The sequence below is a fragment of the Microbacterium sp. ZXT2-5 genome (genome assembly GCF_055329545.1).
Genome location: NZ_JBUZWD010000001.1, coordinates 2,873,627 through 2,894,387, shown reverse-complemented (window position 1 = coordinate 2,894,387; position 20,761 = coordinate 2,873,627). Strand labels below are relative to the sequence as shown.

The following is a 20,761-nucleotide window of genomic DNA, read 5'->3' as shown; positions in this document are numbered from 1 at the left end:
AGCGACGTCGGCGGCGACGTGCAGGGGTTCGGGCACGCACACCCTCGGACAGCGTGTCAAGGGCCTGGCCCGAAACGTCCGCGTAACGGAACCTCTTTATGGTGGCGTCACCAGGCGTGAGCCCCGCCGCGCGCCACCACCCCGCCTCGCCTCGCCCCAGAAGGAGGACTGCATGACCGTGCTGTCTGCGCTGCCCCGTGCCACCGACCCGTCGACCGCGCTCATCGAGCGTCCTGACGTGGTCGTCGATCGCGGAGTCCTCCATCTCGTGCACGACGACCTCGCCCCGCACCAGGCGCGCGAGGCCGATCTGCTCCTGGTCGCCTCCGTGCTCGAGGAGGCGGGCATCGATGTGCTCCTCATCCGTCATGACCGCAGGCTTCCCGCGCTCGTGGTCGATGTCAGCCGACGCGAGGCCGCGCAGGCGGCCCTCGCGGCCGTGTGCGAGCGGGAGCCGCTGTACCTGAAGGCGAAGGGCCGGGCCCCGGTGCTGGCGTGCGACGCGCCCGCGCTCTCGGACGCCCCCTCCGTCGTGCGGGTGTACCGCCCGCGGCTGACGAGCTCGGGCGGGCATCGCTACGGCGCGGCGTGGGGCGTGCACCTGGAGTTCTGGCGCTTCGGCGCCGACACCGTCGACGCGCCGCGCGACAACGCGCTGACGCGCCGCGTCACGGCTACGGACGACATCGCGTACGAGACCGTCGAGCGGCACGGGCGCCCGTGGCGATCCGTCGCGGGGATGTTCGATCCGCAGCCGCTGGAGGTAGTCGACGACATCGACATCGTCTTCTCGTGGGTCGACGGCTCGACCAGCGAGTTCCAGCGGCAGCGCGCCGCCCAGATGGCCGAGTACGTGGTCGGCGACGGCGACGACGGCCCCGCCCGCTACCGGCACGTCGACGAGCTGCGGTACGCCCTGCGCAGCGTCCACATGTACGCACCGTGGGTCCGTCGCATCTTCATCGCCACCGACTCCCCCGCCCCGTCGTGGCTGCTCGACCACCCCAAGGTGACGATCGTGCGCAGCGAGGAGTTCTTCGCCGACCCGTCGGTGCTGCCGACGCACAACTCGCACGCGATCGAGGCGCAGCTGCATCGCATCCCCGGCCTCGCCGAGCACTTCCTCTACTCCAACGACGACATGTTCTTCGGCCGCCCCGTCGAGCCCGAGCTGTTCTTCACGCCCGGCGGCGTCACGAAGTTCGTCGAGTGCGAGGTGCGCATCGGGGCCGGTGCCCCGGCGCCGCACCGCAGCGGCCACGACAACGGTCTGCGGGTGAACCGCGCGCTCCTGCGCGAACGGTTCGGCCGCACGATCGTCCGCGACCTGGAGCACTGCGCCGCCCCGCTGCGCAAGAGCGTCATGGCCGAGCTCGAGGCGGCCTTCCCCGAGGACTTCGCGCGGACCGCGGCATCCCGCTTCCGCTCCGCCACCGACATCTCGGTGACCAACAGCCTCTACCACTACTACGCGCTGCTCACGGGCCGGGCGATCTCGACGCGCGCCCCGCGGGTGCGTTACGTGCAGACGACGGTCGCGTCCGGATTGCGCCGGATGCAGCGGCTCACCGAGCGCGCCGACGCCGACATGTTCTGCCTCAACGACGGCGGCGAGGTCGAGGTGCCGGAGGAGATCCGCGTACGGGCGATCCGCGACGCGCTGGAGCGCCTTTTCCCGGTGCGCGCCCCGTGGGAGCGCGACGAGCTCAGCGCAGCACGGGAATCGGCTCGGTCGGCGCATCCCTCCGCTCGGCGATGACGGGCGCCACGCCGGCGGACGCGAGCCGGCGGGCGGCCTCCGCCGCGTCGATGTGCTCGAGCGTGCGCGGCGCGTCGACCGGCACGACCGAGTGCACCACCGTGTCGTCGTAGACGTGCACGATGTTGAACGCCTGCGCGCCGTCCTGAGGCCGCGTGCCGCCGACCGGCACGGTGAGGTCCTGCGCGTAGCAGGTCGATGAGGCGACCGAGACCGGGATGCCGGCGAACGTCGCGAAGGTGGAGTAGTGCAGGTGGCCGGCGATGATCCCGCGCACGTCGGTGGCGCGCAGCACGTCGGCGAGCCGGCGCTGATCCCGCAGCTCGACGCTGGCCGCCAGGGGCAGGACGCTCGGCACCGGCGGGTGGTGCATCGCGAGGATCGAGCCCAGCGGCGCAGGCGTGGCCAGCACGTCGCGGAGCCACTCCAGCTGCTCGTCGCTCACCTCACCGTGGTGGTGGCCGGGCACGGTCGTGTCGAGCGTGACGACCCGGAGGCCGTCGAGCTCGTCGACCCGGTCCACCGGGAGGGCGGCGGATGCCTCGTCGAGGAGGCCCGCACGGAAGGCGCCGCGGTCGTCGTGGTTGCCCATCACCCACAGCACGCGCGCGCCGAGGCGCGCGGCGAAGGGCTCGACGAGCGCCCTCAGAACGGCGTAGGCGCCCGGCTCGCCGAGGTCGGCGAGATCGCCGGTGACGACGATCGCGTCGGGCAGGATTCCGCTCGCCTCAATGGCGTCGATGGTCTGCGCCAGGCGCTCGGCGCCGTCGACGGCGTCGAAGAGGCGCGGGGTGGCGGCATCCCGGAGGTGGGTGTCGCTCAGGTGCAGCAGGATGCGTTCGGGGGCCGGGTACTCGGCGGTGCGCATGTCGGGTTCACTCCGGTCCGCCGGATGGCGATCTGCCAGTGTAACCGGACGGCGGACGCTCGGAATGTTACCGGCTTGTTTCGAAAGGTCTCCGACGACGCGGTGAAGATCCGCTGAATATCACCTTTCCAGCGGCTCCGCCGCGCGGGCGATCCGCACGTAGTCGTCGACGGAGAGGTCCTCGCCGCGCGCCGTCGGCGCCACGCCCGCGGACTCGAGGACGGCGGATGCCGCGGTGGATGATCCGCCGAGCACCTGCGACAGCGCCTGGCGCAGCATCTTGCGCCGCTGCTGGAACGCGGCGTCGACGATGCCGAAGGTGCGGCGCCGCAGCGCCTCGTCGCCGCGCGGCTCGGGATCGCGGCGGAAGCCCACCAGCACGGAGTCGACGTTGGGCACCGGCCAGAACACCTGCCGCGACACCGTGCCGGCCAGTCGCCACGGTCCGTACCACGCCGCCTTGACGCTCGGCGCGCCGTACACCTTCGAACCCGGCGCCGCGGCCAGGCGCTCGCCGACCTCGGCCTGCACCATCACCACGCCCCGTTCGAGGCCAGGGAACGTCTCGAGGAAATGCAGGAGCACCGGCACGCTGACGTTGTAGGGCAGGTTCGCCACCAGCACCGCCGGGTCGCCGGGCAGCGCCGTGACGCGCAGCGCGTCGGCGTCCACCACGGTGAGCGCGCCGTGATCGACGCCGTGGGCTGCCGCCGTGGCCGGCAGCCGCTCGGCCAGACGGTGGTCGATCTCGACGGCGGTGACCGATGCCCCGGCCTCGAGGATGGCGAGGGTCAGCGACCCGAGACCGGGCCCCACCTCCACCACGCGGTCGCCCGCTGAGACCTGGGCGACGGCCACGATCTTGCGCACGGTGTTCGCGTCGACCACGAAGTTCTGCCCGAGCTTCTTCGTCGGCGTGACGTCGAGTTCTGCGGCCAGCGAGCGGATCTCGGCCGCACCGAGCAGTGTCACGGGCATGCACTCACTGTAGCCGCGCGATGCAGGTCGCCCGGACCCGCGCAACGCCTTGACAGCGTCGCCAGCGCCACGCCAGGGTGTGCCCCAGTGCAGGCGGGAACCGCATGCCGGGCGAACGAGGAGGATCCATCCCATGACTTCGGCGCACACGTCCGGTCACGACGTCTCGGTCCCGCTCGCGAGGGTGGTGCTCGTCGCCTCGACCGCCGCGCTCGGCGGGTTCCTGTTCGGCTTCGACACCGCCGTGATCAACGGCGCGGTGAGCGCGATCGGCGAGCAGTTCCAGACCGGGCCCTTCCTCCTGGGCTTCTCGGTCGCCTCGGCCCTCATCGGCTGTGCGATCGGAGCGTGGTTCGCCGGACGCATCGCGGACCGGTACGGCCGCATCCGCGTGATGATCATCGCCGCGATCCTGTTCGTCGCGAGCGCCCTCGGCTGCGGCCTCGCCTTCAGCGTGTGGGACCTGTCGTTCTGGCGGGTGGTGGGCGGTCTGGGCGTGGGCGCGGCATCCGTCATCGCCCCCGCCTACATCGCCGAGGTCTCACCCCCGGCGTACCGCGGACGCCTGGGCTCGCTGCAGCAGATGGCGATCGTCACGGGCATCTTCGTGGCGCTCCTCACCGACGCCGCCATCGTCGCCGCCGCGGGCACCGCCACCGCTCCGTGGCTGCTCGGCCTCGAGGCGTGGCGGTGGATGTTCCTGTCGGAGCTCGTCCCCGCGGTGATCTACGGCGCCCTCGCGCTCACGATCCCCGAGTCGCCGCGATACCTCATCGCGCGCGGTGAGATGAAGCGGGCCAAGGACGTGCTGTCGCGGTACGTGGGCGGCGACGTGGAGAAGACCTCGACCGACATCCTGAAGACCGTCGAGGGCAAGGAGGACCGGCCGCGATTCCGCATCCTCCGCGGCAACGCCCTCGGCCTGCTGCCGATCGTCTGGATCGGCATCGGCCTGTCGGTGCTCCAGCAGTTCACGGGCATCAACGTGATCTTCTACTACTCCACGACGCTGTGGCAGGCGGTCGGCTTCACCGAGCAGGACTCGCTCACGATCACCGTCATCACCTCGGTCACGAACATCGTCACCACGATCGTCGCGATCATGCTCATCGACCGCGTCGGCCGCAGGCCGCTGCTGCTCATCGGCGCGATGGGTCAGTTCGTGTGCCTCGGCGTGCTGACGGTGATCTTCGCCTCGGCCCCGATCGTCGACGGCGAGCCCGTCCTGGAGGGTGCGGCCGGCACGATCGCGCTGCTGGCGGCGAACCTCTACGTCGTCTTCTTCGGAGCGTCGTGGGGGCCGGTCGTCTGGGTGCTGCTGGGCGAGATGTTCAGCAACCGCATCCGCGCGGTGGCGCTGTCGGTCGCCGCGGCCGCCCAGTGGGCTGCGAACTTCGTCATCTCCACGACGTTCCCCGCACTCGCCGCGGTCGGGCTCGGACTCGCGTACGGCGTGTACACGTTCTTCGCGTTCGTGGCGATCTTCTTCGTGATCCGGTACGTCCGCGAGACGAAGGGGCAGACTCTGGAGTCCATGGTCGACTCGCCCGCGCGCCGGAGGGCCTCGTAGGGGCCGGCTCGCGAGGCGCGCCCCTGGCCGCCCCGGCCGAGGCGTCGACGCGCTCGCGGCGATCGTAGGATGGCGGGATGCCCTCCCTCGGCGACCTGATCGCGCCCCGCCGTCTGGGACGGGACTTCCGCTGGCTGCTGGCGTCGTCGTGGACGAGCAACCTCGGCGACGGCATCGCCCTGGCGGCGGCTCCGCTGCTCATCGCATCGCTCACCTCGTCGCCCATCCTCGTGGCCGCCGGCGCGATGATGCAGTTCCTGCCCTGGCTGCTGTTCGGCCTCCTCGCCGGCGCTGTCGCCGATCATCACGACCGACGGCGCCTGGTGATGCTGGCGAACGGCATCAGAGCCGTGGTCGTGCTGGTGCTCGTCGTCTTCCTCGTGACCGGCCAGGCGACGGTGTGGCTCGTGCTCGCGACCGCCTTCCTCTACGGCACGGCCGAGGTGTTCGCCGACTCGGCCGGGAGCACGCTCCTGCCGATGCTCGTCAGGCCCGCCGACCTGGGCATCGGGAACGCCCGCATGCAGGCGGGCTATCTCGTCGCCAACCAGCTCGCCGGCCCGCCGCTAGGCGCGTTCCTGTTCGCGCTGGGGTCCTTCTGGCCGTTCCTGCTCCAGGTGCTCTGCGTGTCGCTGGCCGTGCTGCTCATCTCGCGCATCGCGCGCACGCCGGTGCCCGAGCATCCCGCCTCCACCCCGGGCAAGGGGCACGCCATCCGCGAGGGGCTGCGCTGGCTGCGCCACAACGCGCCGGTGCGGACGCTCGTCATCATCATCCTCGTCTTCAACGTGACGTGGGCGGCGCCGTGGGGCGTGCTCGTGCTGTACGCCACGGAGCACCTCGGCATGGGCCCGGTCGGCTACGGCGCCCTGACGACGGCGTCGGCGCTCGGCGGATTCATCGCGATCTTCGGCTTCGGTTGGCTCGAGAAGCACGTGTCCTTCGCGACGCTCATGCGCGTGTGCCTCTCGCTCGAGGTGCTGATGCATCTGTCGTTCGCGCTCACCACGTCGCCGATCGTCGCGTTCGTCATCATGTTCGGCTTCGGCCTCTACGCGTTCGTCTGGGGCACGATCTCGACCACCGTCCGCCAGCGCCTGGTCCCCATGGAGCTGCAGGGCCGCATCGCCTCGGTCAACATGGTCGGCGTCTTCGGCGGTCTCGTGATCGGCCAGTTCATCGGCGGCATCCTGGCGCAGCTGTTCGGGCTGACCGCACCGTGGTGGTTCGCGTTCGCGGGGTCCGCCGTCACACTGCTGCTGGTGTGGCGGTCGATCTCGCACATCGCCGCCGCCAAGCCCGTGCTCGACGCCGAGACCGCCGATCGGATCCCGCCCGAGGATGAGCCCGGCACCGGCGGGATGCCGCTGCCCGACTGAAGGGCTTTTCGTCGTCATGTTCGAATGTCAGAGGTGGCTGACAGGATGAACCATGGACTTCTTCTCCGAACTCGAGACGCGGCTCGTTCTGCTGCGTGAGATGTTCGGCGGCGAGTTCGATGCGTGCGATCTACCCGTTGTCGTGGAGGGGCTCGGTGACGATGCCGTCGTGGCAGCCTTGGTCGCGGCGACGGAGCTCGTTCGCGCGGGCGAGAAGGTGCGAATCGCCGCGGCGGGCGTCGCTGCGGCGAGATCCGCGCGAAAAGCGGGTCACGACGGGCTCACACAGAGTCGGGGCCATCGCTGCCCCGCGGCGCTCATACAGGAGATCACCGGCGCCACCCGGGCCGAGGCCGTGAAGCACGTCCGTTTGGGGGAGTCACTCCGGATCGGCGCCGGTCTCGATCCCTTCGTTGACGTTGAAGGAGCGATGACGGATGCCGCGGCCCCGGCCGGACCGGCACCGGGATGCGCGGAACCTGAGCCGTGGCACGCGCCGCTCGGCCGCGCGCTTCTGGCAGGCTCTATCGGGTCCGCGCAGCACGACGCGATTCTTCGCGGGCTGGGTGAACCACCCGAATCCACCGACGGCGCCGAGGCGCTGCGTCGAGGGAGGGAAGCGTGGTCTCTCGCCGCCGAGCAGCTGATCGCCGAGGCGCAGGAGCGCACCGTGGAAGAGCTCGGACGAACCGCCCGCACGGTTCGCGACCAGCTCGATCCCGAGGGAGCGCAACGGCGTTTCGACGAGCGGTTCCTTCGGCGGTCGTTCCGCCTGTGGCGCGACGCCGAGGGTGTGCGGCGCGGTTCGATCGTGTTCGACGACTTCGGCGGCGCCTGGACGCAGGCGGTGCTCGATGCCGCCCTGCGGCCACGACGCGGCGGGCCCAGGTTCGTCGATCCGGATGAGAGGGCGAGTGCCGAGGCGCTCGCCGCCGACCCTCGCACCAACGACCAGCTTGCCTACGACGTGCTGCTCGATGTGTTCCGCGCCGGCGCGCTCGCCGACGCGAAGGCCGTGTTCGGGACGCGACAGGCCGGTGTGCGAGTCGTGATCAGCGCCGCCGGACTCGAGGTGGGTGCCGCCGGAGCACCAGCCGTCGGCCTCACCGAAGACGACCAGACGACGCTGCCGGCATGGCTTATCGCACAGCAGACGTGCGAGTCCGGCACCGTCACCTGCACTTTCGACGGCGCGGGGAATCCGCTCGACCTCGGACGCGATGCCCGCCTGTTCACGCCGAAACAGCGCATCGCGCTCGCGGCGCGCGACGGCGGGTGCCGGTGGCGCGGGTGCGACCGTCCCGCCTCCTACTGCGAAGCGCATCACATCGACTCCTACGCGACGGGGGGCCGCACCGACGTCGATCGCGGCATCCTGCTGTGCCGCTTCCATCACATGGAGCTTCATCACGGCGGCTGGCGCATCACCCGCCATAGGCGCGCCGACTTCGTGCTCCACTCGCCGCCGGGCAGGGGCGACCCCGTACTGCTACCGCCTCGCCTCGGACTCCGCTGTCTTTGGGCCGAACTCGAACCTCCGCCCCCACGCTTCCGGCCGGCGGCGTGAGCGGGCTGTGTCGGCGGATCGGGCACCCGCGAGGACCCGGTCAACCCGGGTGAACGGTACGGCGCCGCGCCGGTGATCGACCGCGCACGCCGGGCGCGTACGTGGCCCGCTACTCCGGGGAACGGCCGACCAGTTCGCGGAGCCTTTCGCCCAGCTGCTCAAGTCTCAGCACCCACGGACCTGCCATGTCACCGGCATCACAACGCCGCAGCGCCTCAGAGAACGGAACCCAGGCGCTCTCGGACACCTCTTCCGGATCGAGCTGCAGCACAGGATCGCCCGACACACGCGCGAAGTACAGGTCGAAGAGCGCCTCCCGCTCGACCACGCGACCGACGAACTCCAGTTCATCGACGCCGACGCGAACGCCGGCCTCCTCCTCGAGCTCCCGCACCGCACCCTCGGCGCTCGACTCACCCGCGAGCGCACTCCCGGCGGGGAATTCCCAGCACAGGGGCCAGTCCTTCGCCGCCGCCCTCCGCGTCATCAGGACGAGACCGTCACCGCGCAGGACGCACACCGACGCCACGATGTGGAACAGAGCCTTGGGAAAGTCGGGATCACCGCGACGGAAAGTCGCACCAGTCGGCACGCCCGAGGCATCCGTCAGGTCCCACAGCTCGCCGTCCATGGATCAGTCCTCGAACGCCCCGTACACCTCGAGCGTGTTGGCGGCCACCTGTGCGCACAGCTCGTCCACGTCCACGCCGAGCTCGGTCGCCATGAAGCGCATCGTCACGGGGATCAGGTACGGCGCGTTCGGCCGTCCCCGGTGCGGGACGGGGGTCAGGAACGGGGCATCCGTCTCGACCAGGATCCGCTCCCGCGGGATCACGGCGAGGGCGTCGCGGAGGTTCTGCGCGTTCTTGAACGTGATGTTCCCCGCGAACGAGAGGTAGTAGCCGCGCTCCCCCGCGATGCGCGCCATGTCGGCGTCGCCCGAGAAGCAGTGGAAGACCGTGCGCTCGGGCGCTCCGACGCGGTCCAGGGTCTCGAGCACGGCGTCGTGGGCGTCGCGATCGTGGATCTGCATCGCGATCCCGTGCTTCTTGGCCAGCGCGATATGCGCCTCGAAGCTCTCGGACTGCGCGGGCACGCCGTCCGCGTCGGTGCGGAAGAAGTCCAGGCCCGTCTCGCCGATCGCCCGCACCCGCGGCTGCGCGGCGAGCTCGTCGATCACCGCGATCGCCTCATCGAGGCGCCCCGCCCGCGCATACGCGGGCGCCTCGTTCGGGTGGATCGCCACCGCCGCCAGGACACGCGGGTGGGATGCCGCGGCCCACGCCGACCAGCGGCTCGAGTCGATGTCACCGCCGGCCTGCACGACGCCGATGACGCCGACCTCACCGGCGCGCGAAAGCTGCTCGTCGAGCGACAGCCCCACGCCGTCCTCGATCTCGAGGTGGGCGTGGTTGTCGTACACCGGCACCGCGAGCGGCTCGGGCGCCGCCGGATAGGTGACGTCGCGGGAGCCCTTCTCGCGCGTGCGGACGTAGGTGCTGGGGTCGCTCATCACGCCGTCTGCTCGACGCGCGGGAACAGCGGCGCGAGTCCGTTCACCGAGGTGCCGGGCTTGAGCAGGCCCCAGGCGCCGGCCTCGCGGATCGGCTGGTCCTGCAGGCGCCCGAGCGAGTCGGCCGCGCCCAGCGCGATCCACAGCTTCTCGGTCGCGACCGGCATCACCGGCGACAGCAGCACGGCGAGCGCGCGCAGACCCTCGGCCGCCGTGTACAGGACGGTGCCCAGGCGCTCGCGCCGGCTCTCGTCCTTCGCGAGCGCCCACGGCTCGTTCTCGGTGATGTAGTGGTTCAGCGCGTCGACGATCGTCCATACCGACGAGATCGCCTCGTCGATGCGGAACCGCTCGATGGCGGCGTCGGCGGCGGTCGCGGCATCCGCCACCGTCCGCTGGATGTGCAGGTCGGCGTCGGTGTACGTGCTCGGCGGCGGCACGACGCCTTCGAAGTACCGCTCGACCATCGCGGTCGTGCGCGAGGCGAGGTTGCCGAAGCCGTTCGCGAGCTCGGCCTGGTACCGCGCCGACAGGTCCTCCCACGAGAACGAGCCGTCCTGCCCGAACGCGATCGCCGACAGGAAGTAGAAGCGGTAGGCGTCCGAGCCGAAGACGTCGGTGATCTCGGTCGGCGCGATGCCGGTCAGCTTGGACTTCGACATCTTCTCGCCGCCGACGAGCAGCCAGCCGTGCGCGAACACGCCCTTGGGCACGTCGACGCCCGCGGCCATCAGCATCGCCGGCCAGATGACCGCGTGGAAGCGGAGGATGTCCTTGCCCACCACGTGGTACGCCGGCCAGCGGCGCGCGAACTGCTCGGGGTCCGAGCCGTAGCCGACGGCGGTGGCGTAGTTGAGCAGCGCGTCGACCCACACGTAGATGACGTGGGACTCGTCCCACGGCAGCGGGATGCCCCAGTCGAAGGCGGAACGCGAGATGGACAGATCCTTCAGCCCCGACCGCACGAACGAGACCACCTCGTTGCGCGCGCTCTCGGGCTGCACGAAGTCGGACTGGTACAGCTCGAGCAGGCGCTCCTGGAACTCGCTCAGCTTGAAGAAGTAGTTCTTCTCCTGCAGCAGCTCCAGCGGCTTCGAGTGGATCGCGCAGACCTTCAGGCCCTCGAACGGGCCCGTGCCGTCGACGATCTCGGACTCCGGCTTGAACTCCTCGCAGCCCACGCAGTACAGCGCCTCGTACTCGCCCGCATAGATGTAGCCGCGGTCGTAGATGGCCTGCACGAACGCCTTGACGCGCTCCTCGTGCCGCTCCTGCGTGGTGCGGATGAAGTCGTCGTTGGCGACGTCGAGCGTCTGCAGCAGCGGGAACCACGACTCGCTCACGAGCTTGTCGACCCACTGCTGCGGCGTCACGCCGTTCGCGCTGGCCGCGCGCAGCATCTTCTGCCCGTGCTCATCGGTGCCCGTGAGCATCCAGGTGTCGTCGCCGGCCTGGCGGTGCCAGCGCGCGAGGGTGTCGACCGCCACGGTGGTGTAGCCGTGGCCGATGTGGGGCACGTCGCTCGGGTAGTAGATCGGCGTCGTGATGTAGAAGGACTGGCGGCCGGAAGTCACCAGGAGAGTCTAGTTCGAGCGGATGCCGCGCCCGCCGTCGTGACAAGGCGGCGTCGTGGGCCGCCCGCAGCGGGGGCACTCGTAACACGCACGCGCCGCGCGCCCTCCGCGCATCCGCGGGTCAGGCGCTCTCGCGCACGATGAGCGTCGTCGGCAGGGTGATCGGCCCAGGCGCCCCGCCGGCGATGACCTCGAGGAGCAGCGAGACCATCTCGTCGCTCAGGCGCTCCCACGGCTGGCGCATGGTGGTCAGCGGCGGCATGTGCGTGGCGGCGAGCCCCGAGTCGTCGAAGCCGGCGACCGCGATGTCGTCGGGCACGCGCAGTCCCGCCGCGCGCAGGACCGTCACGGCGCCCGCCGCCATGCGGTCGCTGGCCGCGAACACGGCGTCGATGTCGCGCGTGTGCTCGAGGAGCCGGGACATGGCGGCGGCTCCGGAGTCCTGGCTGTAGTCGCCCTCTTCGACCAGGGTGGGATCGAAGTCCTCACCCATCTCCTGTTCGAACCCCACGAGCCGGAAGCGTCCGCCGGGGGTGTCGTGGGGCCCGGCGATCATCGCGATGCGGCGATGCCCGCGCCCTCGCAGGTAGCGGGTCATCTCGCGAGCCGAGCCGATCTCGTCGACCGAGACGGTGGGCACCTGCGCCTCGTGGCCCAGCGGGATGCCGCAGCACACGGTGGGCACGCCGGCCTCGAGCAGCTCCTCGACGAGCGGGTCGGCCTCGTGCGACGAGATGAGCAGCACGCCGTCGACGTGACCGGCGCTGACGAAGTGGGCGACGTTGGCCCGCTCGGCGGGCGTGCCGGCGACGAGGAGGACGAGGGTCATCGACCGCTGCGCCAGCGCCTCGGCCGCGCCGCGCAGCAGGAGCGCGAACGTCGGGTCGTCGAACAGCAGGTGCTGCGGCTCGGTGAGCAGGAACGCCAGCGAGCCGGCGCGTCCGGTCGCGAGGCTGCGCGCGGCGTGATTGGCGGTGTAGCCCGTGCGGCGGATGGCCTCCTCGACCGCGGCGCGCGCGTCGGGCGAGACCCAATGGCCCCCGTTGATGACGCGTGACACCGTGCCCCGCGACACGCCCGCCGCCGCGGCCACATCCCGGATCGTCGGCTTGCGCCGCACGGTCGTCGACTCCCCCACGACGAGCGACTCTACTCCCGTCGGGAGGCGTCGCCGGTGCCGACACGAAGAGAACCTGTGACCGGTCACAGTTCGGTAACGGTTGCGGGCGCACCCCTGCCGCACGATGCCGGCGCGGGTAAGACTGTGACCGGTCCCAGTCGGCACAGCCGCGTGACCGCCGATCCCACACCTGACCCGATGGAGCGTCCATGACCTCGCCCGACCGCTGGCCCGAGATCCGGGGCATCGCCTATGGCGGCGATTACACCCCCGAGCAGTGGCCGAGAGAGGTGTGGCGCGAGGACGCCGCCCTCATGCGCGAGGCCGGGGTCAACCTCGTCAGCGTCGGGATCTTCGCGTGGGCCCTCATCGAGACGAGCGAGGGCGTCTTCGACTTCGCGTGGCTCGACGAGCTGCTGGACCTGCTGCACGAGAACGGCATCTCCGTCGATCTGGGAACCCCCACCGCGTCGCCGCCGGCGTGGTTCTTCGCCGAGCACCCCGACGCGCGGGTCGTCTCCCGCGACGGCGTCACGATGGGGTTCGGCGCGCGCGGCATGGCCTCGCACGCCTCACCCGCGTACCGGGCGGCGATCGTCCGCATCGCGTCGGCCCTGGCAGAGCGCTACGGCTCGCACCCCGCGGTCGTGATGTGGCACGTCCACAACGAGTACGGCGTCCCGGTCGGCGAGGACTACTCCGCCCAGTCGGTGCGCGCGTTCCGCGAGTGGCTGCGTGAGAGGTACGGCTCGCTCGACGCGCTCAACGCGGCGTGGGGCACGGCCTTCTGGGGCCAGCGCTACGGCGAGTGGGAGCACGTCGGCGCCCCCGCCGCGGCACCGTCGGTGGTGAACCCGGCGCAGCGCCTGGACTTCGCGCGATTCACCGACCACCAGCTGCGCGCGTGCTTCATCGCCGAGCGCGACGCCATCCGGGCGCACGCCTCGCAGCCGGTCACCACCAACTTCATGGCCAACCAGAGCTGGACCACCGACATGTGGGCGTGGGCGCGCGAGGTCGACATCGTCTCGGACGACCACTACCTGTGGGCGGCCGATCCCGAGGGCGAGATCGGCCTCGCGATCGCCGCCGACCTCTCCCGCTCGGTCGGCGGCGGAAAGCCGTGGATCCTCATGGAGCACTCGACATCTGCGGTCAACTGGCAGCCCCGCAACGTCGCCAAGCGCCCCGGAGAGATGGCGCGCAACTCGCTCAGCCACCTCGCGCGCGGGGCCGACGCGATCCTCTTCTTCCAGTGGCGCGCCTCCCGCTCGGGGGCCGAGAAGTTCCACTCGGCGATGATCCCGCACGCCGGCACGTCGTCGCGGGTGTGGCGAGAGGTCGTTGGACTCGGCGACGCGCTCGGACGCCTCGACGAGGTCCGCGGCTCCCGCGTGGACGCCGACGTCGCGATCCTGTGGGACTTCGAGTCGTTCTGGGCGCAGGACCTCGAATGGCGCCCATCGGTCGACGTCTCCCACGCCGAGCGGGTCCGCGCCTTCTACGAGCGGCTGTGGCGCGACGGCATCACGGTCGACTTCGCACTGCCCGGCCACGACCTGTCGCGCTACAAGCTCGTGGTCGCCCCGGCGCAGTACCTGCTCGGCGCCGCCGACGCCGCGAACCTCACGCGGTACGTCGAGGCGGGCGGGACCCTCGTCGTCTCGTTCTTCTCGGCGATCGTCGACGAGAACGACGCGGTCCATCCCGGCGGCTTCGCGGCCCCGCTGCGTGACGCTCTCGGGCTGGTCGTCGAGGAGTTCCTGCCGCTGCGAGAGGACGCGCGGCACGCCGTGCAGTGGTCGGGGGCGGCATCGGCCACGACCCTCTCCGCGGATGCGTGGCAGGAGGACCTCGTCATCGCCTCCGCCGAGGTCAAGGGGACCTACGTCGACGGCCCCGGCGCCGGCAAGCCCGCCATCACCCGCAACGCGCACGGAGCGGGACACGGCTGGTACATCAGCACGCGGCTGGATGCCGCCGGCCTGCGCGCGGTGATGACCGACGTCTACGCCGACGCGGGGGTCGCCCCCGCGGCGCACCCGGAAGGACTGGAGGTCGTCGTCCGGCGCGGCCACGCCGCCGACTTCGCGGTCGCCATCAACCATCGCGACGAGCCCGCCGCGTTCGCCGCCACGGGCGTCGAGCTGCTCAGCGAGGCCGCCGTCGACGGCGAGCTCGTCGTGCCGGCCGGAGGGGTCGCGGTCGTCCGCACCGACCGTGCCGGCACGGCCGAATCGTCCTGACCCTGCAAGATCCATCCACCACCGAAAGGGAAACCATGCGAAAGCAGATCGCACTCGGAGCGCTGGCGCTCACGGCAGCGGTCGTCCTCGCCGGCTGCGCCGGCGGCGGCTCGTCCGACGACGGCGATGAGGCCGAAGGCAGCGGCGCCGAGCTCGTCATCTGGACCGACGAGGAGCGCGAGCAGGCCATCTCCGACGCCGCAGCGGCGTTCGAAGAGGAGACCGGCGCGACGGTCACGCTCGTGCAGAAGAACTTCGAGGACCTGCGCAACGACTTCATCGCCCAGGTGCCGACGGGCGAGGGCCCCGACATCACCGTCGGCGCACACGACTGGCTGGGGGCGCTCGTCGCCGCCGGCGTGGTCGACACCATCGACCTCGGCGACAAGGCGTCGGAGTTCGAGCCCGTCGCCCTCGAGGCGATGACCTACGACGGCCAGCTCTACGCCCTCCCCTATTCGCTCGAGACCATCGCGCTCGTGCAGAACGCCGACCTCGTGGGCGAGGAGGCGCCGGCGACGTGGGATGACATGATCCAGCGCGGGCTGGCCTCCGGCGCCGAGCGCCCCTTCGTCATCAACACCAACGGCGAGACCGGCGACGGTTACACCATGTACGGGTTCCAGACCTCCTTCGGCGCCCCGGTGTTCGTCCAGGACGACTCCGGCTCGTACACGACCGAGGTCGGGATGGGCGGTCCCGCGGGCGAGGCGTTCGCGACCTGGCTGGGCGCCAACGGCTCGGCCGGCACCGGCTACATCTCGACGACCGTGGACTACGACATCAACAACGAGCTGTTCAACACGGGCAAGGCTCCGTACACGATCCAGGGCCCCTGGGCGATCAGCGCCTACACCGACGTCGAGAACATCACGGTGAACCCGATCCCGTCGGCGGGCGGCCAGACGGCCGCGCCGTTCGTGGGCGTGCAGGGCTTCTACCTGAGCTCGCAGTCCGAGAACGCGCTCCTCGCGCAGGAGTTCCTGGTGAACCACCTCGGCACCGAGGAGGCCCAGCGCGCGCTCTACGAGGCCGACCCGCGCATCCCGGCCTGGTCGACCCTCGCCGCCGAGGTCGCCTCCGACCCGATCATCGCCGGATTCCTCGCCTCGGCGCAGAACGGCGTGCCGATGCCGAGCATCCCCGAGATGGGCTCGGTGTGGGACCTCTGGAACGCCGCGCAGTCGCAGATCATCAACGGCGCCGACCCCGTCTCGACGTGGAACACCATGGTCGCCGACGTCCAGGCGGCGGTCGCGGGCTGAGCCCGGCCGCCTGACGACCAGGCCGCGGGCGATCGCGGCCGACAGACTCCGGGAGGCGGGTGAGTGCCTCTCCCCGCCTCCCGGACCCCAACCCCGCTCCGCGCACAGGCCGCCGGAGCACATCCCGCGACAGGAGCCGACGGTGGACGCACCCCCTCAGACGACGACGGCCGGCGCGCCGCGACCGAGCGAGCCGCACGGCCGTCGCTGGCGCGGCCCCGGCTGGGGCTTCCTGGCGAAGCTCGCCCTGATGGCGCTCGTCAACGCGTTCGGGGTCATGACCCTGCTGAGCGCCTTCCGCGCCGAGTCCTGGCTCGTCTTCTCGGCCACGCTCGTGCTGCTGCTGGCGGCCGACATCGTGTACTTCACCAAGCGCGCGCTGCCGCTGAAGTACCTGCTGCCGGGGCTGGTGTTCCTGCTGGTCTTCCAGATCTTCATCTTCGCCTACACCGCCTACATCGCCTTCACCAACTACGGCACCGGTCACGCCGGCACGCAGGAGCAGGCCGTCGAGGCGGCCCTGATCCAGGGCGAGCGTCGCGTCGAGGACTCCCCCACCTACCCGCTGTCGGTCGTCGAGCGTGTCGGCGAGCTCGGTTTCGCGATCGTCGACGAGGACGGCGACGTGCTCGTCGGCTCGGCGACGCAGCCGCTGGAAGAGGCGCGGGACGCCGAGATCGGCAGCGCCGGAACCCCGTCCGAGGTGCCCGGCTGGGAGGTCGTCCCGCGGGCGACCGTCATCACCGATACCGCCCTGCAGGAGCAGATCGCGAGCCTTCGCGTGCGCGTGTCCGAGGATCCGAACGACGGCTCGGTCCGCACGCGCGACGGCTCGTCGGGCGCCGTCTACGAGTCGACGCTGGTGTGGGATGCCGACGCCCAGACGATCACCGACACCACGACCGGCACGGTCTACAGCGCCACCGCCAACGGCTCGTTCGTCGCCGGGGACGGCTCGGCGCTCCCCGCCGGCTGGTACGTGAACGTCGGATTCGAGAACTTCCTGCGGCTGTTCACCGATCCCGCGCTCGCCCAGACGCTCGCGATGGTCACGGTGTGGACCTTCGTCTTCGCGACGCTCTCGGTCGTGCTGCCGTTCGCGCTGGGCCTGCTGCTCGCGCTCATCTACAACGACGCGCGCCTGAAGGGCCGGCGGTTCCTGCGGACGCTGTACATCCTCCCCTACGCCTTCCCCGCGTTCATGTCGGCGCTGCTGTTCCGCGGCATGTTCAACGCGGAGTTCGGCGTCATCAACGACCTGTTCTTCTTCGGCGCCGACATCAACTGGCTGGGCGATCCGTGGCTGGCCCGTGCCGCGGTGGTGTGGGTGAACCTGTGGCTCACCTACCCGTACTACTTCCTGGTGTGCACCGGCGCGCTGCAGGCGCTCCCGCAGGACACGCTGGAGGCGGCATCGATCGACGGCGCCGGCCGCTCGCGCCAGCTGCGGTCGATCATCCTGCCTCTCGTCCTCGTGGCGACCGCCCCGCTGCTGATCTCGTCGTTCGCGTTCAGCTTCAACAACTTCACCGTGATCTACATGTTCAACAACGGCGGTCCGGCGATCCCCGGCGCGCCCTATGCGCTGGGCGCCACCGACATCCTGATCTCCGCCATCTACGACATCTCGGGGGTGTCCGGCGGCGCCGCCGACTACGGCCTCGCGAGCGCCCTGTCGATCCTCGTGTTCGCCGTCGTCGGGGGCATCTCGGCGATCGCCTTCCGCCAGACCCGCAAGCTCGAGGAGTTCCAGTGATGTCCACGACAACCGCTGCGTCCGCCGCCTCGACGACCGCGCGCGGCACGGGTGACCGCCGCACCGCGCGCCGTCGCCGCTGGCTGCTCGAGGTCGGCTGGAAGTACTTGCTGGCCGTCGTCGTGATCTTCTACGCGGTGTTCCCGCTCGTGTACGTGCTGTCGGCATCCCTCAACCCGAACGGCACGCTCGCCGCCAGCAACGCCCTGTTCAGCGTGATCGACCTGTCGAACTACGCGGCCCTGGGCGAGACGCGGTTCTGGACGTGGGCGGGCAACACGCTGCTCATCGGCGGCATCGCCGCCGTGGGCGCCGTGCTCATGGGAGCCGCCGCCGCGTACGCCTTCTCGCGCTTCCGCTTCGCCGGCCGGCGCCCCGGCCTCACCGGCCTGCTCATCATCCAGATGTTCCCGCAGGCACTGGCCTTCGTGGCCATCTTCCTGATGCTGCTCGCACTGGGCGAGGTCGTGCCCGCGCTGGGGCTCAACTCCAAGATCGCCCTCATCTGCGTGTACCTCGGCGGCGCGCTCGGCGTGAACACATTCCTGATGTACGGCTTCTTCAACACCGTGCCGATCGAGATCGACGAGTCCGCGAAGATCGACGGCGCGACGCACGCGCAGATCTTCTGGCGGCTCATCATGCCGCTGGTGACGCCGATCCTCGCCGTGGTCGCGCTGCTGGCGTTCATCGCCGCGTTCGGCGACTACATCATCGCCAAGATCGTGCTCGTCTCCGAGGAGAACTGGACCCTCGCGGTGGGCATGTACCAGTGGGTGTCCAACCAGCTCGCCTCCAACTGGGGGCTGTTCGCGGCCGGCGCCGTCATCGCGGCGGTCCCCGTGCTCGTCCTCTTCCTGTCGCTGCAGCGCTACATCGTCGGCGGCCTCACCGCGGGGTCCGTCAAGGGCTGACCCCTCCACCTGACACTGATCACCGTCGATCGGAGAATCGCATGTCCCACCCCTCCCGCCCCCGCCGCATCCGGATCGTGCTCAGTGCGGTCGCGGCATCCGTCGTCGTCTGCGCGGGTGCGCTCGCCGTGCCCACCGCCTCGGCGGCAACGGTCGATGACGGGCCCGTCGACGCCGGCGTCTTCGTCGACAGGGTCGACGGCCTCGCCGAGGATTTCGCGATGGGGGTCGACGTGTCGACCGTGCTGTCGCTCGAGGAGAGCGGCGTGGTGTTCCGCGACGCCGCCGGTGAGCCAGCCGACCTGTTCGCGGTGCTCGCCGACAACAGCGTGAACTCGGTGCGCATCCGCGTCTGGAACGACCCGTACGACGCGTCGGGCCGCGGCTACGGCGGCGGCACGGTGGACGTGGACCGGGCCGTCCGGATCGGGCAGCGCGCGACCGCCGCCGGCCTGGACGTGCTCGTCGACTTCCACTACTCCGACTTCTGGGCCGACCCCGCCCGCCAGCTGGCGCCGAAGGCGTGGCAGGGGCTCAGCGACGCCGACACGGTCACCGCGCTGCACGACTTCACCGCCGATGCGCTGCAGCGCTTCGAGGACGCGGGCGTGGATGTGCGGATGGTGCAGGTCGGCAACGAGACCAACAACGCCATCGCGGGGCACACGCGTCCGGGGCGCGAGATCGACGCGCAGTTCGCGGCGCTCGTCTCGGCGGGCAGCGCCGCCGTGCGCGAGGTGCTTCCCGACGCCCTCGTCGCCGTGCACTTCACGAACCCCGAGACGCCTGGCCGCTACGCGACCTATGCGGCGGGGCTCGACGCCTTCGACGTCGACTACGACGTCTTCGCGAGCTCCTACTACCCGTACTGGCACGGCGCGATCGACAACCTCACGGCCGTGCTGACGGAGGTCGCCACGACCTACGGCAAGCAGGTCATCGTCGCCGAGACGAGCTGGGCGCACACGCTCGAGGACGGCGACGGCTACCCGAACGTCATCGGGGCGGGCGGCATCACCGGCCAGTACCCGGTGAGCGTGCAGGGGCAGGCGTGGGAGCTGCGCGACGTGATCGCCGCGGTCGCCGCGGTCGGCGATGCCGGCATCGGCGTCTACTACTGGGAGCCCGCGTGGCTTCCGGTCGGGCCGCCGTCCGAGGTCGAGGCGAACCGACAGCTCTGGGAGCAGTTCGGCTCGGGCTGGGCGACGAGCGCGGCCGGCGACTACGATCCCGTCCACGTCGGCGAGTACTACGGCGGTTCGGCGTGGGACAACCAGGCCCTCTTCGCGTGGGACGGCACGCCGCTCGAGTCGCTGCGCACCTTCTCCTACGTGCGGACCGGCGCCGTCGCGCCGCGCGAGATCGTGTCGGTCGAGGAGGTGTCGCTCCTCGTCGTCGACGGCGCCCCGATCGCGCTGCCCGACACCGTCGAGGTCGCCTACAACGACCGCACCACCGAGCAGCACGCGGTGCACTGGAGCGACGCCGTCGCGTGGATCCGCGGACCCGGCACGTACTCGATCCCCGGGAGGACGGACTCCGGGCTCGACGTGACCGCGGACGTCACGGTCGAGGCGCCGAACCTCGTCGTGAACCCCGGCTTCGAGAGCGCCGACATGAGCGCGTGGACGCTCACCGGACCGGCGGCCAGGCAGGAGACGGCCGACGGCTTCGCGGGCGACTACGCCGTCACCTTCTGGAACGGGTCGGCGTACGAGACGTCGGCGTCGCAGACCGTCACCGGCGTGCCCGCCGGAACGTACGTGCTGCAGGCGACGACGCAGGGCACCAACAGCCCCGCCACCGACACCCGGACACTCGAGGCGACGACCTCGGCGGGCACCTGGACCGCGCCGCTGGAGTTCACCGTGTGGAACGACTTCCACACGGCGACGGTGCCCGGCATCGTGGTGGGAGAGGACGGCGTCGTCTCGATCTCGGCCGAGTTCTCGCTGTCGGCCGGAGCGTGGGGCGTTCTGGACGAGGTGCGACTCGTCGACGCGGCATCGGTGGGCGGCGGGTCGCAGCCCGACACGACGGCGCTCGAGCAGGCCCTCGCCGATGCGGCATCCGTCGACCGCGACCGCTACTCGGTCGACTCGCTCGCCGTCCTCGACGACGCGATCGCCGTCGGCGAGGTCGTCCTCGCCGGATCGAAGGCGACCGCTGCGGATGTGAAGGCCGCCACGAAGCAGGTCGACAAGGCGATCCACCGCCTGAAGAAGGTCAAGCGGTAGGGACCCGCCCACCGG

General features: G+C 70.9%; 15 protein-coding genes. 9 read left to right on the top strand and 6 right to left on the bottom strand.

The features are described from left to right. Positions 1-172 precede the first annotated feature (172 nt). A complete protein-coding gene (locus ACZBH1_RS12900; RefSeq protein WP_463646580.1) occupies positions 173-1,759 on the top strand; it encodes a stealth conserved region 3 domain-containing protein in 1,587 nt (528 codons plus the stop codon). Here ACZBH1_RS12900 and ACZBH1_RS12895 read toward each other — a convergent pair. Together ACZBH1_RS12895 and rsmA are read right to left on the bottom strand one after the other, a co-directional pair. Next, the gene (locus ACZBH1_RS12895; protein WP_463646579.1) at positions 1,707-2,627 is read right to left on the bottom strand and encodes a phosphodiesterase; all 921 of its coding nucleotides are present in this window, start codon (positions 2,625-2,627) and stop codon (positions 1,707-1,709) included. The genes ACZBH1_RS12900 and ACZBH1_RS12895 overlap by 53 nt on opposite strands. Before the next feature lie 120 nt (positions 2,628-2,747). Further along, positions 2,748-3,605 carry a 16S rRNA (adenine(1518)-N(6)/adenine(1519)-N(6))-dimethyltransferase RsmA gene (rsmA, locus tag ACZBH1_RS12890; RefSeq protein ID WP_378881538.1) on the bottom strand — a complete coding sequence of 286 codons (858 nt, stop codon included), beginning with the start codon at positions 3,603-3,605 and terminating at the stop codon, positions 2,748-2,750. 133 nt (positions 3,606-3,738) lie between these two features. Between rsmA and ACZBH1_RS12885 the strand changes: the two genes are divergently transcribed. The 3 genes from ACZBH1_RS12885 (at position 3,739) to ACZBH1_RS12875 (ending at position 8,121) form a co-directional block, all read left to right on the top strand. After that, the gene (locus tag ACZBH1_RS12885) at positions 3,739-5,175 is read left to right on the top strand and encodes a sugar porter family MFS transporter (protein ID WP_336396494.1); all 1,437 of its coding nucleotides are present in this window, start codon (positions 3,739-3,741) and stop codon (positions 5,173-5,175) included. A gap of 77 nt (positions 5,176-5,252) precedes the next feature. Further along, positions 5,253-6,554, top strand: coding sequence for an MFS transporter (locus ACZBH1_RS12880; RefSeq protein WP_463646578.1), 1,302 nt, complete (start codon positions 5,253-5,255; stop codon positions 6,552-6,554). 52 nt (positions 6,555-6,606) lie between these two features. After that, positions 6,607-8,121, top strand: coding sequence for an HNH endonuclease signature motif containing protein (locus ACZBH1_RS12875; protein ID WP_463646577.1), 1,515 nt, complete (start codon positions 6,607-6,609; stop codon positions 8,119-8,121). A gap of 109 nt (positions 8,122-8,230) precedes the next feature. Here ACZBH1_RS12875 and ACZBH1_RS12870 read toward each other — a convergent pair whose 3' ends face one another. The 4 genes from ACZBH1_RS12870 to ACZBH1_RS12855 all read right to left on the bottom strand — a co-directional run bounded on the left by ACZBH1_RS12870 (position 8,231) and on the right by ACZBH1_RS12855 (position 12,346). Then, positions 8,231-8,752 (bottom strand): NUDIX hydrolase, encoded by a 522-nt coding sequence (locus tag ACZBH1_RS12870; protein ID WP_463646576.1) that lies wholly within the window; start codon positions 8,750-8,752, stop codon positions 8,231-8,233. Positions 8,753-8,755: 3 nt separating this feature from the next. After that, positions 8,756-9,634, bottom strand: coding sequence for a TatD family hydrolase (locus ACZBH1_RS12865; RefSeq protein WP_336396499.1), 879 nt, complete (start codon positions 9,632-9,634; stop codon positions 8,756-8,758). Next, positions 9,634-11,208 (bottom strand): methionine--tRNA ligase, encoded by a 1,575-nt coding sequence (gene metG / locus ACZBH1_RS12860; protein WP_463646575.1) that lies wholly within the window; start codon positions 11,206-11,208, stop codon positions 9,634-9,636. Before metG ends, ACZBH1_RS12865 begins: the two co-directional genes overlap by 1 nt. A 121-nt stretch (positions 11,209-11,329) precedes the next feature. After that, positions 11,330-12,346 carry a LacI family DNA-binding transcriptional regulator gene (locus tag ACZBH1_RS12855; RefSeq protein WP_463646574.1) on the bottom strand — a complete coding sequence of 339 codons (1,017 nt, stop codon included), beginning with the start codon at positions 12,344-12,346 and terminating at the stop codon, positions 11,330-11,332. 191 nt (positions 12,347-12,537) lie between these two features. Here ACZBH1_RS12855 and ACZBH1_RS12850 point away from each other — a divergent pair, with 191 nt between their 5' ends. From ACZBH1_RS12850 to ACZBH1_RS12830, 5 genes are all read left to right on the top strand, one after another. Beyond that, positions 12,538-14,574 (top strand): beta-galactosidase, encoded by a 2,037-nt coding sequence (locus ACZBH1_RS12850; RefSeq protein WP_463646573.1) that lies wholly within the window; start codon positions 12,538-12,540, stop codon positions 14,572-14,574. Positions 14,575-14,609: 35 nt separating this feature from the next. Beyond that, positions 14,610-15,839: a sugar ABC transporter substrate-binding protein gene (locus ACZBH1_RS12845; protein ID WP_194395841.1), complete on the top strand. Its 1,230-nt coding sequence runs from the start codon at positions 14,610-14,612 to the stop codon at positions 15,837-15,839. Between the two features lie 142 nt (positions 15,840-15,981). Then, a complete protein-coding gene (locus tag ACZBH1_RS12840) occupies positions 15,982-17,595 on the top strand; it encodes an ABC transporter permease subunit (protein ID WP_463646572.1) in 1,614 nt (537 codons plus the stop codon). Continuing rightward, positions 17,595-18,509, top strand: a complete 915-nt coding sequence (locus ACZBH1_RS12835) for a sugar ABC transporter permease (protein ID WP_336396504.1) — start codon at positions 17,595-17,597, stop codon at positions 18,507-18,509. Before ACZBH1_RS12840 ends, ACZBH1_RS12835 begins: the two co-directional genes overlap by 1 nt. A 41-nt stretch (positions 18,510-18,550) precedes the next feature. Beyond that, complete coding sequence (locus ACZBH1_RS12830; RefSeq protein ID WP_463646571.1) at positions 18,551-20,746, top strand: glycosyl hydrolase 53 family protein; 2,196 nt, start codon at positions 18,551-18,553, stop codon at positions 20,744-20,746. Positions 20,747-20,761: the final 15 nt, after the last annotated feature.

Excerpts from the sequence above, each read along its gene's own strand:
- ACZBH1_RS12900 (WP_463646580.1), top strand. The coding sequence starts at position 173 with ATGACCGTGCTGTCTGCGCTGCCCCGTGCCACCGACCCGTCGACCGCG.
- ACZBH1_RS12895 (WP_463646579.1), bottom strand. The coding sequence starts at position 2,627 with ATGCGCACCGCCGAGTACCCGGCCCCCGAACGCATCCTGCTGCACCTG.
- rsmA (WP_378881538.1), bottom strand. The coding sequence starts at position 3,605 with ATGCCCGTGACACTGCTCGGTGCGGCCGAGATCCGCTCGCTGGCCGCA.
- ACZBH1_RS12885 (WP_336396494.1), top strand. The coding sequence starts at position 3,739 with ATGACTTCGGCGCACACGTCCGGTCACGACGTCTCGGTCCCGCTCGCG.
- ACZBH1_RS12880 (WP_463646578.1), top strand. The coding sequence starts at position 5,253 with ATGCCCTCCCTCGGCGACCTGATCGCGCCCCGCCGTCTGGGACGGGAC.
- ACZBH1_RS12875 (WP_463646577.1), top strand. The coding sequence starts at position 6,607 with ATGGACTTCTTCTCCGAACTCGAGACGCGGCTCGTTCTGCTGCGTGAG.
- ACZBH1_RS12870 (WP_463646576.1), bottom strand. The coding sequence starts at position 8,752 with ATGGACGGCGAGCTGTGGGACCTGACGGATGCCTCGGGCGTGCCGACT.
- ACZBH1_RS12865 (WP_336396499.1), bottom strand. The coding sequence starts at position 9,634 with ATGAGCGACCCCAGCACCTACGTCCGCACGCGCGAGAAGGGCTCCCGC.
- ACZBH1_RS12850 (WP_463646573.1), top strand. The coding sequence starts at position 12,538 with ATGACCTCGCCCGACCGCTGGCCCGAGATCCGGGGCATCGCCTATGGC.
- ACZBH1_RS12845 (WP_194395841.1), top strand. The coding sequence starts at position 14,610 with ATGCGAAAGCAGATCGCACTCGGAGCGCTGGCGCTCACGGCAGCGGTC.
- ACZBH1_RS12835 (WP_336396504.1), top strand. The coding sequence starts at position 17,595 with ATGTCCACGACAACCGCTGCGTCCGCCGCCTCGACGACCGCGCGCGGC.
- ACZBH1_RS12830 (WP_463646571.1), top strand. The coding sequence starts at position 18,551 with ATGTCCCACCCCTCCCGCCCCCGCCGCATCCGGATCGTGCTCAGTGCG.